The organism is Cellulosilyticum sp. ST5, assembly GCF_046529625.1.
GTDB lineage: Bacteria > Bacillota > Clostridia > Lachnospirales > Cellulosilyticaceae > Cellulosilyticum > Cellulosilyticum lentocellum.
Genome location: NZ_CP132338.1, coordinates 1,051,089 through 1,066,569 on the forward strand (window position 1 = coordinate 1,051,089; position 15,481 = coordinate 1,066,569).

Below are 15,481 nucleotides of genomic sequence, written 5' to 3' on the forward strand. Positions count from 1 at the left end.
AAACGCACGTATATAGATGTACTTGTGGGGTGCTAATATAGTCCACAAGTATTTAATATGTACGGAGGAAAAAACCAGGAGGTATTACAATGAGTGTAATTTCAATGAAACAATTATTAGAAGCAGGTGTACATTTTGGTCACCAAACAAGAAGATGGAATCCAAAAATGAAAGAATACATCTTCACAGAAAGAAATGGTATCTACATTATCGACTTACAAAAAACAGCTAAAAAAGTTGACGAAGCATACAATGTTATTCGTGAAGCTGCAGCTGAAGGCGGTAAGGTATTATTCGTAGGAACTAAAAAACAAGCTCAAGAATCAATTAAATCTGAAGCAGAAAGAAGTGGTATGTACTACGTAAACAATAGATGGTTAGGTGGTATGCTTACAAACTTCTCTACAATTAAAAGCCGTGTTGCTAGACTTAAACAATTAGAGACAATGGAACAAGACGGTACATTCGAAGTACTTCCTAAAAAAGAAGTAATTGAACTTCGTAAAGAAATGGATAAACTTGAAAAAAATCTTGGTGGTATCAAAGAAATGAAAGAACTTCCAAGCCTTATGTTCGTAGTTGATCCACGCAAAGAAAGAATTGCTATTCAAGAAGCTCATATTTTAGGGATTCCAGTAGTAGCTATCGTAGATACAAACTGTGATCCAGAAGAAGTAGACTACGTAATTCCAGGTAATGATGATGCTATTCGTGCCGTAAAATTAATCGTTGCTAAAATGGCTGATGCTATTATTGAAGCAAACCAAGGTGAAATTTTTGAAGCATCTACAGAAGCAGTAGTAGAAGCTACTGAAGAAGTAATCGCTGAATAATTATATAATTTGGAGGGAACAAAAATGGCAATTACAGCTGCTATGGTAAAAGAATTACGTGAAAGAACACAAGCAGGTATGATGGACTGCAAAAAAGCATTAAACGAAGTAAACGGTGACATGGAAAAAGCTATCGAATACTTACGTGAAAATGGTTTAGCTAAAGCTGCTAAAAAAGCTGACCGTATTGCTGCAGAAGGTCTTGTAAAAGAAGCGATTTCTGCAGATGGTAAAACAGCTGCTATCGTAGAAGTTAACTCTGAAACAGACTTCGTTGCTAAAAATGATCAATTCGTATCATTTGTTAACGAAGTAGCACAAATTGTTTTAAATAACGATGTTGCAGATGTTGAAGCATTAAAAGCTCTTGCTTGGCCATCAGATGCATCTAAAACTGTTGGTGATGTATTAACAGAAAAAGTTGCTACAATCGGTGAAAACTTAACAATTCGTCGTTTCCAAAAAATTTCTACAGATGGTACACTTGCTGCATATACACATGGTGGTGGTAAAATCGTAGTAGTAGTTGAAGTAGCGGCTGAAGGTGAAAAAGCTCATGAAGTAGCAAGAAATGTAGCAATGCAAGTTGCTGCTGTTAATCCAGAGTTTGTTTCTGTTGATCAAGTATCAGAAGAAAAGAAAGCTCATGAAAAAGAAATTTTAATGCATCAAGCACTTAATGAAAATCCAGGGAAATCAGAAAATATCATTGAAAAAATGGTTATTGGTAGACTTAATAAACAACTTAAAGAAATCTGCTTACTTGAACAAGAATATGTTAAAGACCCAGACTTCACAGTTGGTAAATATGTTGCAGCTGAACTTGGTAGTGCAGATGCAGTAAAAACATTTGTTCGTTTTGAAACTGGTGAAGGAATCGAGAAAAAAGAAGAGAACTTTGCTGAAGAAGTTGCAAAACAAATTCAAGGTTAATAAAAATGGGGGCACAAGAGTGCCCCTTTTTTATGGGCATAAAGTTAAAAATACATCTAGAAATAAATAACTATTTATGATAGAGTAGTGGTAGCAGGAGGAAATGACGATGAAATATAAACGTGTCTTAGTAAAATTAAGTGGTGAAGCCTTAGCTGGAGAACAAGGAAGAGGCTTTGATCATGAAATCATTGCAGGAGTTGTTAAACAACTTGGAGTACTTATTAGCAATGGTATAGAGGTAGCTGTTGTTATTGGTGGAGGAAACTTCTGGAGAGGACGAACTTCAGGAGATATGGATCGCACTAAAGCTGATCAAATAGGAATGTTAGCAACAGTCATGAATGCTATTTATGTGGCAGATGTGTGTCGTAGCCAAGGATTAAAAGCTAGTGTACAAACACCATTTGAAATAGGTAGTATGACAGAATTATTTTCTAAGGATCAAGCCATTTCGGATTTAGAAGCAGGTAAAATTGTTTTCTTTGCAGGTGGAACAGGCCATCCATTCTTTTCAACTGATACAGGTGCTGCTTTAAGAGGTTGTGAGATTGAAGTAGATACATTATTATTTGCTAAAAATATTGATGGTGTTTATGATAGTGATCCTAAGACAAATCCGAATGCTAAGAAATATGATCGTCTTTCATGTCAAGAAATGTTAAAGCGAGACTTAAAAGCAATTGATACAACTGCAGCCGCTTTATGCATTGAACAAAAGTTACCTATTGTTGTTTTTGATTTAGGTGCGGAGCAAAGTATTGTTAAAGTAGCTAATGGAGATAAAATGGGTACAACCATTTATATAGAAGGGTAGATTATAAGGAGGATATTTAATGAAGCAAGAGTTAAACAAATGTCAAGAAAAAATGAATAAATCACTAGGTGCATTTGCTGATGAATTAGCAACTATTCGTGCAGGTAGAGCTAATCCACACGTATTAGATCGCCTTACTGTAGATTATTACGGTGTTGCTACACCAGTACAGCAAGTAGGAAATATTACAGTACCTGAAGCTCGTGTTTTACAAATTCAACCTTGGGAAGGTACTTTATTAAAAGCAATTGAAAAAGCTATTAATGAGTCAGATTTAGGTATCAATCCTACTAATGATGGAAAAGTTATTCGTCTTGTATTTCCAGAACTTACAGAAGAACGTCGTAAGGATTTAACTAAGGATATTAAGAAAAAAGGCGAAAACTCTAAAATTGCCATTAGGAACATCAGACGTGATGCACTTGAAACCTTTAAAAAGATGGAAAAAGCTAATGAAATGACAAAAGATGAAGTGGAAGTAGCAGAAAAAGAAGTACAAAAATTAACAGATAAATTTGTTGGTGAAATTGATGCATTAGTGGATAAGAAGAGTAAAGAAATTTTATCTGTATAAGGGCCTATTAAACACCCAAATGAATGCTAATAAGAATTGCTCCTCTTGATAAGAGGAGCTTTTTAGTATAGGAGGAATCAGGCATGTCAAATAGAAAAATACCTGAGCATATTGCAGTTATTATGGATGGTAATGGTAGATGGGCTAAAGAAAGAGGTTTGCCAAGAAATGAAGGACATAGAAGAGGGACGAAGACATTAGAAAGTATTATTAAACATGCTGAGAAGATAGGTGTCAAATACTTAACAGTCTATGCGTTTTCAACTGAAAATTGGAAGAGACCTGAGGAAGAAGTTGCTGGACTAATGAACTTGTTTGAAAGATATTTAGACAATCATATTAAGAAAGCAAGTGGAGATATGAATCGTTTTAGAGCTATAGGGGATTTAGAAGCAACGGTTATTCCTAAGCGTATTAAAGAAAAAGTGATTCAGTTAGAAGAAATGACAAAGGATAAAACGGGCATTTGTTTTAATATGGCTTTTAACTATGGTGGAAGAGATGAAATTGTAAGAGCTTGTAAGAAAATAGCTGAACAAGTGAAGCAGAATAAATTAGATATAGCTGACATTAATGAAGTTTGCTTTGAAGATTATCTAGATACAAAAGGAATGCCAGAACCAGATTTATTGATTCGAACTAGTGGTGAAATGAGAACAAGTAATTTTTTGCCATGGCAATTAAGCTATACTGAATTTTATTTTGCATCATGCTTATGGCCCGATTTTAATACAAAGGAACTAGATAAGGCTATAGATGCTTTTAATGAAAGACAAAGAAGATTTGGAAAAAGCGAATAGGAGGAAGTGACGTGCTTACAAGAATTATCACAGCTGTTTTAGGAATTCCCCTTGTTATAATTGTATTATTACTAGGTGGTACATGGTTAAAAGTAGCAATGCTAGTCGTAAGTGGTATTGCTTTATATGAGATGTACCATGTAATGAGAGAGAACTATAAGCCTATTAAGTGGTTAGGATATAGTGTAATTGGTATGTACTATCTTTTTTTTGAGTGGGTACAAAATTACTTTCTTATTTTTATAGGTTTGATAGTTGTATTGCTTCTAACAGTAATGGTTATAAAATATCCTAAGTATTCTATAATAGATGTAGCACTCACTCTTTTTCCAGTACTTTATACGAGTTTATTATTTAGCTTTATTGCCTTAATTCGAGATATAGAGTATGGCATGTTTTGGGTTTGGCTTATTCCTATTAGCTCATGGGGATCTGATACATGTGCCTATTTTACAGGCATTACAATCGGCAAACATAAATTAGCGCCTCAGTTAAGTCCTAAAAAAACTATAGAAGGTAGTATAGGAGGGGTATTAGGAGCCGGTGTTATAGGGTATATTTATACAATGATTTATACTTCATATAGTTCAGCAGAGCTAAGAGGATATATGGTTTTAGTAGTAATAGCGGTGATCTTAAGTGCGATATTATCTCAAATAGGTGATTTAGCTGCATCTGCCATTAAGCGTTATTTTAAAGAGAAGGATTTTGGATATCTCTTGCCAGGACATGGTGGTATACTAGATCGATTCGATAGCTTGTTATTTGTTGCACCTGCTATTTATACAGCGGTATTAGTTGCTGAAAACATCATGAGATAGGAGTAAAAAATGCAAAAGAAAATAGTTATTTTAGGCTCTACAGGGTCTATTGGAACACAAACCTTAGATGTAGTAGGAAGAAATAAGGATATACAAGTAGTGGGTTTAGCAGCTTATAGTAATATAGACTTACTTGAAGAGCAAATTATTGCCTTTAAACCGCAAGTAGTATGTGTAATGCTTCCGGAAAAGGCGACTTTATTAGAAGAGCGCTTAAAAGTAAAGCAGATTCATACAGAAGTTATAAGTGGAGAGGAAGGGTTAGTAACATTAGCCACTTTAGAATCTGCAGATATGATTGTTACAGCTGTGGTAGGAATGATTGGGTTACTCCCCACTTTAGCAGCCATTAAAGCAGGCAAAACAATTGCTTTAGCTAATAAGGAAACGCTGGTTACTGCAGGAGAATTGGTGATGCGTTCAGCTAAAGAAAATAAAGTAGACATTTTACCAGTAGATAGTGAGCACTCTGCTATATTTCAGGCCCTTAGAGGTAATGAGCATAAGAGTGTGTCAAAATTAATTCTAACAGCGTCTGGAGGGCCCTTTAGGACTTATACAAAAGAGCAGTTAGAGCAAGTGACAGTAGAAGCGGCACTTAAACACCCTAATTGGGCAATGGGGAGTAAAATTACCATTGATTCAGCATCTTTAATGAATAAGGGGCTAGAGGTGATAGAAGCAAGATATTTATTTGATGTAGAGCCAAGTCAAATTGATGTTATTGTACACAAAGAAAGTATTGTTCATTCTATGGTAGAATATATCGACGGTTCTACAATTGCACAGTTAGGACAGCCTGATATGAGGCATCCTATCGCTTATGCATTGTATTATCCAGAGCGTACTGATGCATCCTATATTAAGTCACTGGATTTCGCCAGTATTGGAACATTAAGTTTTGAGGCGCCTAAGAAGAATTTATTCCCTTGTTTGCAATTTGCGTATGATGCATTAGAAATAGGAGGAACGATGCCAGCTGTTTTAAATGCAGCTAATGAGGTGGTAGTGGCTAGTTTTTTAAATAAGCAGATAAGATTTTTAGATATTCCTAAAATTATACATATGGTGATGGAAAAGCACATATGTATAAATAGGCCAACCTTAGAAGATATACTAGGGTGTGATGAATGGGCTAGGGAATATAGTAGAAAGAAGGTGACTGAACTTTGATAAAAGTCATTATGATTATATTAATGTTTGCCTGTATTGTTATTGTTCATGAGTGGGGACACTACATTACTGCTAAAAAATGTGGGGTTTTGGTTCATGAATTCGCAGTTGGAATGGGGCCTATATTATGGTCAACAAAAAAAGGTGAAACGGTTTACTCCATAAGATTACTTCCTATTGGTGGATTTTGCAGTATGGAAGAAGAAGTAGGAGAGTCTGTAAATCCTAGAGCAATGGCTGCTAAAAAACCTTGGCAAAAGTTACTGATTGTTAGTGCTGGTGCTATTATGAATTTTGTATTAGCTTGTGTCCTTTTAAGTATTGTAGTGGGTTACCAAGGATATGGAAGTAATGAAATAGCTTCTTTAGAGGCTGATATGCCAGCAGTACAAGCAGGGCTAAAGGTAGGGGATCAAATTATTGCTATTGATGGTCATAAAGTAGAGCGTTTATCTGACATATCTAAGGTTTTAGAAAAAGAAGAAAAAGCATATACACTTACTGTAAAACGAGGAAGTGAAACATTTACGACACCTATTACTTCTAAATGGATGCCTAAAGAAGAACGTTCACGTTTGGGATTTTCACCTACTTTTATTCATTTTAATATATGGGAAAACATTAAAAGCGGTGTTATTTGGGCTTGCTTAATCATAGCTCAGGTGTGGAAGGCATTTGTTGATCTTTTCACGGGTGCTGTAGGCATGAATCAATTATCAGGTATTGTAGGCGTTGTGAATCAGAGCGCAGAGATATGGGATACGAGTATGCAAAGTGGTGGTTTAAGTATAGCTATTTTAAATATGATGACTATAGCAGCAGCATTATCAGCTAATCTTGCAGTAGTCAACTTATTCCCATTACCAGCTTTAGATGGAGGACGTATTGTATTTGTGCTAGTAGAAATGCTGAGAGGTAAACCAGTTCCTCCTGAAAAAGAAGGAGCAGTTCATTTTATTGGATTTGTTTTATTGATGATTTTAACAGTTGTACTTATTTATAATGATTTTATGAGGATAAGCTTATGATATTAAATACAAGAGAAAATACACGCCCTGTACACGTTAAGGATATCGTTATTGGTGGCGGTAATCCTATTGTGATTCAGTCCATGACTAATACGAAAACTCAAGACGTAGAAAGTACAGTGGCTCAAATTTTAGAATTAGAAGAAGCAGGCTGTGAAATGGTTCGTGTAGCTGTTCCTCATGAAGAAGCAGCAAGAGCTATTGAAACTATAGTAAAACGTATTCATATTCCATTAGTAGCAGATATTCATTTTGATTATCGTCTTGCTTTAATGGCTATAGAAAATGGTATTAATAAATTACGAATTAATCCTGGAAATATAGGAAATGAAGAAAAAGTAAAAGCTGTAGTTGAGAAAGCCAAGGCTTATCACATTCCAATAAGGATAGGCGTTAACTCTGGATCTATTAGTAAGGCTAATTTAGAGAAATACGGTGGTGTTAATGCTGAGTCTATGGTAGAAAGTGCCAGTGAGCATATTCGTATTCTGGAAGCGTTAGACTTTAAGGATATTATTGTATCGCTAAAAGCTTCAAATGTACCATTGGCAATAGAAACTTATACAACTTTTGCAGAGCGCTATAACTACCCACTTCATGTAGGGATAACTGAGGCAGGAACACTGTATAAAGGAACTATTAAATCTTCAGTAGGCTTAGGTGCTATTTTATCTAGAGGTATAGGAGATACTATAAGGGTTTCTTTATCAGATGATCCGCTAAAAGAAATTGAATGTGCACAAAATGTGCTTCAATCACTAGGCCTAGGTCAGTATGGTGTTGAAATTATTTCTTGCCCTACTTGTGGAAGAACAGAAGTGGCGTTAATAGAACTTGCTAATCGTGTAGAAAAAGCTACAAAGCATATTAAGAAGCCACTTAAAATAGCTGTTATGGGATGCGTTGTTAACGGACCTGGAGAAGCGAGAGAAGCTGATATAGGGATTGCTGGTGGAAAAGGTGAAGGCCTTATTTTTAAAAAAGGACAGATATTAAAGAAGGTCAAGGAAGATGAATTATTTGATGCTTTTATGGCAGAAGTTAATCAAATGTAAGCTTTTTAAGTTTATCATACATGAGGGTTGATTTTTCAGTCAAAAGCTGATATAATTTAGTCATTATAATCATGAACGTGTGAGAAAGAGTGGGTTTTTACCCACTCTTTCGTATTGTTTAGATGTATATATAATTGAGTTTATGCAAAACTATAGGGTATGAGAGGATGAGAGTATGAATAAAAAAGAACTTATTGAAGTAATAGAAGGATACCTAGATCCAATACTCGCTGAGCTACATTATGAACTGGTTGATGTAGAATATGTAAAAGAGGGACCAAACTATTATTTAAGAATCTATATTGATAAAGAAGGTGGCATCACTATCCAAGATTGTCAGCTTACTAGTCGTGCTATAGAGAAGGTACTAGATGAAAAAGATCCTATTAAAGATCCTTATGTATTAGAGGTAAGTTCTCCAGGACTTGACCGTGTTTTAAAAAAGGATAAGGAATTTGAGAGATTTAAAGGGCGTTTAGTAGATGTAAAACTTTATGAAGCTATTAACAAACAAAAGCATTTTACAGGTGAGTTAATTAAAAAGACCGAAGATAAGCTATACATTGACGATGAAGGAACTAATCTTGAATTTGAAATGAAAAATGTAGCTGTTGTAAGACTAGCTATTACCTTTTAGAAGATAAGGAAAAATTTGGAGGAGGATAAAAATGAATCAAGAGTTCATTATGGCAATTGATCAAATTGCAAAATCAAAAGGAATTAATAAGGAAAAATTAATCGATGCCATTAAACAATCCATTGAAGTAGCTTGTAAAAAGCATTTTGGTATCAGCACCAATGGTAAACAAAACATCAAAATTAATATTGATGAGAAAACAGGAGATGTTAAAGTATTTGCTGCAAAAACAGTGGTGCCAGACGAAGAAGTGACAAACGAGTTATTAGAAGTTGGTATTACAGAAGCACAAAATTTAAATAGACTTGTACAATTAGATGACATTATTGACATTGAAATTACACCAAGAAATTTTGGACGTATTGCAGCACAAAATGCTAAGCAAGTTGTTATTCAAAAGATTAAAGAAGCAGAACGCCAAATGGTGTATGAAGAATACAGTGTAAAATTAAATGATATTGTTAAAGGTAAAGTTTTAAGAAGAGAAAAGAATGGTTATATTGTTCAACTTGATTTTACAGAAGCATCTCTCCCATCTACGGAAGCTATGCCAAATGATAATTTTGATGAACAAATGGAAATGAATGATGGCATAGGCGCTTATAAAGCCTTTTATTTATTAAACGTAAAAGACTTTAATAAAAATGAGAATAAACTAGATGGTAAATCTAAAAATGCAGGTGCACAAGTTATTGTATCTCGGACTCACCCAGAATTAGTTAAACGCTTATTTGAACAAGAAGTGGTAGAAATCAAAGATGGGACTGTAGTGATTAAAAGCATTGCAAGAGAAGCAGGTTCTCGTACAAAAATAGCTGTTTATTCGAATGATCCGTTAGTAGATCCAGTTGGGGCTTGTGTTGGAGAAAAAGGTAAACGTATTAATAATATTGTTCAAGAACTTAACGGTGAAAAGATAGATGTTGTTCATTGGAGTGAAGATCCAAAAGAATTTATCAGAGAAGCACTAAGTCCTGCTAAAGTCATTGATGTAGAGTTAGAAGAAACTGAAGGGGAAAGAAATGCTAAAGTCATTGTACCTTCACATATTTTAACATTAGCTATTGGTAAGGGCGGACAAAATGTACGTTTAGCAGCAAAACTTTGCGGTTTTAAGATTGACATTAAAAGTGTAGAAGTTAATGAAGAAGTAGAGGAATAGGCCTATGAAACAAAGAAAAATTCCTTTACGTAAATGTACGGGTTGTAATGAAATGAAAAACAAAAAAGAAATGATTCGTATTGTAAGAGATCAAGAAGGTAACTTTTCTTTAGACTTTCATGGGAAGAAACCAGGTAGAGGCGCATATATCTGCCCAAATAAAGCCTGCCTAATGCAAGCAGAAAAAAATAAAGGTCTAGAGCGTTCTTTTAAAATGGCAGTAGATAAAAGTATTTATGAACAACTTAGAAAAGAGTTTGATAATTATGATGGAGAATAGAATTTATCAAATGATTGCCTTGTGTCAAAAAGCAAGACAATTAGTTGCTGGTGAATTTGCTGCAAAACAAGCTGTTTTAGAACAAGAAGCTAAACTTGTTATTATAGCAGAAGATGCATCTCATAATACAAAAAAACTTTTTAATGATAAAAGTGGTTATAGAAACATTTCTTGTAAGGAATGGGGAACAAAAGAAAAATTAGGAAGTATACTTGGAAAAGAACCCCGTGCAGTTATTGCGATTGTTGATGAAAATTTCGCAAAGAAGATCGACGAGATGATAAGTAAGAGTCAATAACATTTGGAGGTAGATATATGTCTAAGATAAGAGTATATGAAGTAGCCAAACAATTAGAACTTACAAGTAAGGAAATCATGGATAAACTAAAGGAATATGGTTTTGAAGTACATAGCCATATGAGTACTTTAGAAGATGAAGAAGCTGAATTAATTATTAATTATTATAAAGAAGTGAGTGAAAAAGCAGCCCCAGAAGTAGAGCATAATGAAACTGCAGACCAAGTTATACAAACTGAGGTAGCAGCAACAGAGGAAATAATTAAAACTGAGGGCAAGAAAAGTAAAAAGAATAAGAAAGGCGTAAAAGAAAATAAAAATATGAATAATCAACCAAAAAATGAACCGGAAAATATAACAGATGAAATTAAAGTAATTCAATTACCAGTACGTATCTCAATCAAGGATTTTGCAGCAGAATTGAGCGTACCTTCTACTGAAATTATAAAAAAATTGATGAAGAGAGGTACTATTGCTACAATCAATCAAGAAATTGATTATGCGTTAGCTGCTGAACTTGCAGAAGAATATGATATTATTGTAGAGCCAGAAGAAGAAAAAGATGTTATGGAAGAAGTCTTTGGAGAAGTCATTGATGATGAAAAAGACTTAGAAAAACGCCCTCCAGTTGTAGTTGTTATGGGACACGTTGACCATGGTAAAACATCATTATTAGATGCTATTCGTTCAACTCATGTAACATCAGGAGAAGCAGGTGGTATTACACAGCATATCGGTGCATCTTCTATTAGTTTAAATGGTGAAAAAATCACTTTCTTAGACACACCAGGACATGAGGCTTTCACTGCAATGCGTATGAGAGGCGCACAAGTAACAGATATTGCTATTTTAGTAGTCGCAGCTGATGATGGGGTAATGCCTCAAACGATTGAAGCGATTAATCATGCTAGAGCAGCTAATGTACAAATTATTGTAGCAATGAATAAAATTGATAAACCAGGAGCAAATCCAGATCGTGTTAAACAAGAACTATCTGATCAAGGCTTACTTGTAGAAGATTGGGGTGGCGATGTTATTTGTGTACCTGTGTCTGCACTTAAGCACCAAGGCATCGACAACTTATTAGAAATGGTACTTCTTGTAGCAGAAATGGGTGATCTTAAAGCCAATCCAAGACGTAAGGCACGTGGTACGATTATTGAAGCTCAACTCGATAAAGGAAGAGGGCCAGTAGCAACCGTTCTTGTACAAAGTGGAACACTTCAAATTGGCGATCCAATTGTAGCAGGTGCTGCGTATGGACGTGTAAGAGCTATGGTTGACAGTAAAGGTAAATCAGTGAAAAAAGCAGGTCCATCAATGCCAGTTGAAATTTTAGGTTTATCTGAGGTACCAATAGGTGGAGATATGTTCTATGTAGCTAATAGTGATAAACAAGCACGTCAAGTAGCTGAACGTATTAAAGCACAAGGCCGTGTACAAATGATTGGTCAAACACCAAATAAAGTTTCTTTAGATGATCTCTTTACTCAAATTCAAGAAGGGAAAATGAAAGAACTTAATATTATCATTAAAGCAGATGTTCAAGGCTCTGTAGAAGCAGTGCGTCAAAGCTTAGAAAAATTAAGCAACGAAGAAGTAAGAATTAGAACAATCCATGGCGGGGTAGGAACGATTACAGAATCAGATGTTCAATTAGCATCTGCATCAGGGGCTATTATTATCGGATTTAATGTACGTCCAGAAGCTGCTACAAAAGCTTATGCTGATCGTGAAGAAGTAGATGTAAGATTATATCGTGTTATTTATAATGCCATAGATGATATTAAAGCTGCGATGAAGGGAATGCTTGATCCAGAGTTTGTTGAAAAAGTAATTGGTCATGCTGAAATTCGTCAAACCTTTAAGGTGTCTGGTGTTGGTACTATTGGTGGGGCTTATGTAACAGATGGTAAAATGGTAAGAAATGCGGGAGTACGTATTGTGCGTGATGGTATTGTTGTTTATGAAGGACATCTTGCCTCCCTTAAACGATTCAAAGATGATGCTAAAGAAGTAGCAACTAACTATGAATGTGGTGTTATGTTTGAAAAATACAATGATATTAAAGAAGGTGACACTGTAGAAGCCTTCATTATGGAAGAGGTTCCTAGATAAATCTCCTCAAAAGGATGTGGATAAAATGGCTAGTCAAAGATTAACTAGAATAAATGAAGAAATGCGTAGAGAAATTGCAGAAATAGTTCGTAGCGATATTAAAGATCCAGGAGTTCAAGATGCAATGATTAGTGTTATTGCAGTAGAAACAACAAATGATTTAAAGACTGCAAAAGTTTTCATTAGTGTACTTCAAGATAATAAAAAAGAGGCAGCATTAGCTGCTTTAACAAAAGCACAAGGTTATATACGTAAAGAAATTGCTAGACGTATTAATTTAAGAAATACTCCTGAACTTTTATTTAGATTAGATGAATCTATCGAACGTGGCATGCAAATGTCAAAGATGATTGCAGATGTTATGAAAGATAACAACAAATAATAAAATAAAGTTAAGAAACTATAGTTACTAAAAGAGTAAGTATTCTAATGATTGAGATAAGGTAATGATAGTTATTAGTGTAGAAATGGCCACTTTATGTGGCCTTCTTCATGGGCATATTACAGCTGAATACGAAAGGCTTTACATGATAGAAAGTGAGAAAGTAGGAATAAGAATGCTAAATGGAATAATTAATATTTATAAGAAAAAAGGTTTTACTTCTCATGATGTAGTAGCTAAAGCTAGAGGTATTTTAAGAGAAAGAAAGATTGGTCATACAGGAACATTAGATCCAGATGCAGAAGGCGTGTTACCATTGTGTATAGGTATGGCTACCAAAGTTGTTCCTTATCTTTCTGATGCCAATAAATGTTATGAAGCAGAAGTTGTTTTGGGAACGACAACAACCACAGAAGATGCCTCTGGAGAAGTGTTAGAACACAAAGAAGTGACAGCTACTAAGGAAATGATTACGGAAGTAGTGAATTCGTTTATAGGTAGCTATATACAGACACCACCTATGTATTCTGCGATTAAAGTAAATGGTGTACGACTTTATGAGCTTGCTAGAAAAGGAATAGTTGTTGAAAGACCGAGTAGAGAAGTAACAATCTATGGATGCGATATTATTGAGTGGATAGATGAGAAACGCTTCAAGATAAGAGTGAGCTGCTCAAAAGGTACTTATATACGCACTTTGTGTACCGATATTGGACGTCAATTAGGCTGCGGTGCGCATATGGGTACATTACTTAGAATACAAGTAGGCCAATTTAAATTAGAAGACAGTATTACTTTAGAACAACTTGAAGCATATAAAGATAATCTAGAACATTATATAGTAGGCATTGAAGAGTTGTTTGCAATGTATCCTGTAGCTCATATTACTAAAATGAGTGAGAAACTTTTATTTAACGGTAATGCTCTAAGAAAAAGAGATATAGAGAATTTTAATGATAGTTTTATGACTACTTTAATACGTGTAGCAGATACTTCTAATCGATTTGTAGCTCTTTATAAATGGGATTTGGATAAATCGTGTTTTAAAGTAGAAAGAATGTTTTATAATGCATAAATGAAGCACCCTCATACATGTACAACATGCAGGGGGTGTTTTGTTCAACTTACCCCTTTGATGAACGTAAAAATCATGGTATAGTTATAGGGAGTAAATGAATCAAATCATGATAAGAGGTGTAGGGATGCAGTATATTTATGGAACTGCTGATATTATGAGACAGGAGGACTGTGTAGTAGTTTTAGGGAATTTCGATGGTGTACATAAAGGGCATCAAAGATTATTTCAGGTTGCGAAGGACCGAGCTAAAGCAAATGGACTAAGAACAGTCGTGTTTTCGTTTTACCCACACCCAACATGGGTGATTGGAGATAATCGAAAAGCACTTATAATGTCTAGGCGAGATAAAAAACAGGTAATTGGTGAAATGGGAATAGACGAACTAATAGAGTATCCTTTCACGAGAACTTTTGCGGCTATTTCTCCAGAGACCTTCTTTGTAGATATATTAATGAAAAGACTGAAAGCAAAGATACTTGTAGTAGGTAGTAATTATTATTTTGGCAAAGGGAAAACAGGTAATCCTAAGTATTTAAGGCAATTAGGAGAAAAATATAATATAGAGGTATGCATTGTAGATGCAGTAAAGATAGGTGGCAGTATGATATCAAGTTCTTCTATAAGAAAACTTATTTTAGAAGGGAATATAGAAAAGGCCAATGAGATGTTAGGACATCCATATATGATAGTAGGCAATGTGGTGCAAGGAAAACAACTAGGACGTACAATAGGATTTCCTACGATTAATCTCATTGCTGACCCAGATCGTGTGTATCCACCTAATGGTGTTTATGCTACTGTTGTAAGGGTATATAGTAAGACTTATAGGGGCATGACTAATATAGGGGTTAACCCGACTGTATCGGGTCAAAGAAAAATGATAGAAACACATATTTTTAATTATGATGCAGATATTTATGGTGAAGCTGTAGAAGTTTATTTTTATCACTATGTTCGTCCCGAACAAAAGTTTAAAGATATCAACGCTTTAAAAGCACAAATTCAGCAAGATAAATGGCATGTCCAAGAATTTTTCGCAAATCCAATAAACTTATTTGCAAATGACAAGTAGATATGCTATACTATTCAAGGTTATATACCTTTACTCAGAGTTGGGACGCTCCGACCCATTCTTGGTAAACGGCATAAATTAAATTTATTAGGAGGTCAATCAAATGACTAAAGAACGTAAACAAGAAATTATGGCAAAATATGCTAGAGGTACAAATGATACTGGTTCTCCAGAAGTACAAATTGCTTTATTAACAGAGAGAATCAATCACTTAACAGATCACTTAAGAACTCATCAAAAAGATCACCACTCTCGTCGTGGATTATTAATGATGGTTGGTAAAAGAAGAGGTCTTCTTGACTACCTTATTAAAACAGATATCGAAAGATACCGTTCAATCATCGCTGATCTTGGAATTAGAAAATAATAAAAAGTGGGCGGATTATTCCGCCCTTTTTTAACATTTAAGGAATAAAATGGT

Annotated in this window: 18 protein-coding genes; all 18 read left to right on the forward strand. The window is 34.7% G+C overall.

Annotation, left to right across the window (positions count from 1 at the left end; genetic code table 11):
* The first annotated feature begins 89 nt into the window (after positions 1-89).
* Positions 90-833, forward strand: a complete 744-nt coding sequence (gene rpsB, locus QTL86_RS05185; RefSeq protein ID WP_013657426.1) for a 30S ribosomal protein S2 — start codon at positions 90-92, stop codon at positions 831-833.
* Positions 834-857: 24 nt separating this feature from the next.
* Positions 858-1,766, forward strand: a complete 909-nt coding sequence (tsf, locus tag QTL86_RS05190) for a translation elongation factor Ts (protein WP_013657425.1) — start codon at positions 858-860, stop codon at positions 1,764-1,766.
* Between the two features lie 109 nt (positions 1,767-1,875).
* Entirely contained in the window at positions 1,876-2,583 is a 708-nt protein-coding gene (gene pyrH, locus QTL86_RS05195) for a UMP kinase (protein ID WP_127066875.1), read from the forward strand.
* Positions 2,584-2,602: 19 nt separating this feature from the next.
* Entirely contained in the window at positions 2,603-3,157 is a 555-nt protein-coding gene (frr, locus tag QTL86_RS05200) for a ribosome recycling factor (protein WP_013657423.1), read from the forward strand.
* A gap of 83 nt (positions 3,158-3,240) precedes the next feature.
* Positions 3,241-3,957, forward strand: coding sequence for an isoprenyl transferase (locus QTL86_RS05205; RefSeq protein WP_013657422.1), 717 nt, complete (start codon positions 3,241-3,243; stop codon positions 3,955-3,957).
* Positions 3,958-3,968: 11 nt separating this feature from the next.
* Positions 3,969-4,778: a phosphatidate cytidylyltransferase gene (locus QTL86_RS05210; protein ID WP_013657421.1), complete on the forward strand. Its 810-nt coding sequence runs from the start codon at positions 3,969-3,971 to the stop codon at positions 4,776-4,778.
* A 9-nt stretch (positions 4,779-4,787) separates the two neighbouring features.
* Positions 4,788-5,951 carry a 1-deoxy-D-xylulose-5-phosphate reductoisomerase gene (locus QTL86_RS05215; protein ID WP_127066874.1) on the forward strand — a complete coding sequence of 388 codons (1,164 nt, stop codon included), beginning with the start codon at positions 4,788-4,790 and terminating at the stop codon, positions 5,949-5,951.
* Complete coding sequence (locus tag QTL86_RS05220; RefSeq protein ID WP_127066873.1) at positions 5,948-6,979, forward strand: M50 family metallopeptidase; 1,032 nt, start codon at positions 5,948-5,950, stop codon at positions 6,977-6,979. The genes QTL86_RS05215 and QTL86_RS05220 overlap by 4 nt, the downstream gene beginning before the upstream one ends.
* Positions 6,976-8,034 (forward strand): flavodoxin-dependent (E)-4-hydroxy-3-methylbut-2-enyl-diphosphate synthase, encoded by a 1,059-nt coding sequence (gene ispG, locus QTL86_RS05225; protein ID WP_410496712.1) that lies wholly within the window; start codon positions 6,976-6,978, stop codon positions 8,032-8,034. The genes QTL86_RS05220 and ispG overlap by 4 nt, the downstream gene beginning before the upstream one ends.
* A 175-nt stretch (positions 8,035-8,209) precedes the next feature.
* Entirely contained in the window at positions 8,210-8,671 is a 462-nt protein-coding gene (rimP, locus tag QTL86_RS05230) for a ribosome maturation factor RimP (protein WP_013657417.1), read from the forward strand.
* A gap of 31 nt (positions 8,672-8,702) precedes the next feature.
* Complete coding sequence (gene nusA / locus QTL86_RS05235; protein ID WP_127066871.1) at positions 8,703-9,833, forward strand: transcription termination factor NusA; 1,131 nt, start codon at positions 8,703-8,705, stop codon at positions 9,831-9,833.
* Positions 9,834-9,837: 4 nt separating this feature from the next.
* On the forward strand, positions 9,838-10,113 hold the full coding sequence (rnpM, locus tag QTL86_RS05240) for an RNase P modulator RnpM (protein WP_410496713.1): 276 nt from the start codon (positions 9,838-9,840) through the stop codon (positions 10,111-10,113).
* Positions 10,100-10,411, forward strand: coding sequence for a L7Ae/L30e/S12e/Gadd45 family ribosomal protein (locus QTL86_RS05245; protein ID WP_013657414.1), 312 nt, complete (start codon positions 10,100-10,102; stop codon positions 10,409-10,411). The genes rnpM and QTL86_RS05245 overlap by 14 nt, the downstream gene beginning before the upstream one ends.
* A gap of 17 nt (positions 10,412-10,428) precedes the next feature.
* Complete coding sequence (gene infB / locus QTL86_RS05250; protein WP_127066870.1) at positions 10,429-12,528, forward strand: translation initiation factor IF-2; 2,100 nt, start codon at positions 10,429-10,431, stop codon at positions 12,526-12,528.
* Between the two features lie 25 nt (positions 12,529-12,553).
* The gene (rbfA, locus tag QTL86_RS05255) at positions 12,554-12,910 is read left to right on the forward strand and encodes a 30S ribosome-binding factor RbfA (RefSeq protein ID WP_013657412.1); all 357 of its coding nucleotides are present in this window, start codon (positions 12,554-12,556) and stop codon (positions 12,908-12,910) included.
* Positions 12,911-12,974: 64 nt separating this feature from the next.
* Positions 12,975-13,985: a tRNA pseudouridine(55) synthase TruB gene (gene truB / locus QTL86_RS05260; protein WP_410496715.1), complete on the forward strand. Its 1,011-nt coding sequence runs from the start codon at positions 12,975-12,977 to the stop codon at positions 13,983-13,985.
* A gap of 97 nt (positions 13,986-14,082) precedes the next feature.
* Positions 14,083-15,060 (forward strand): bifunctional riboflavin kinase/FAD synthetase, encoded by a 978-nt coding sequence (locus tag QTL86_RS05265; RefSeq protein WP_013657410.1) that lies wholly within the window; start codon positions 14,083-14,085, stop codon positions 15,058-15,060.
* A gap of 103 nt (positions 15,061-15,163) precedes the next feature.
* A complete protein-coding gene (gene rpsO / locus QTL86_RS05270; RefSeq protein ID WP_013657409.1) occupies positions 15,164-15,427 on the forward strand; it encodes a 30S ribosomal protein S15 in 264 nt (87 codons plus the stop codon).
* Positions 15,428-15,481: the final 54 nt, after the last annotated feature.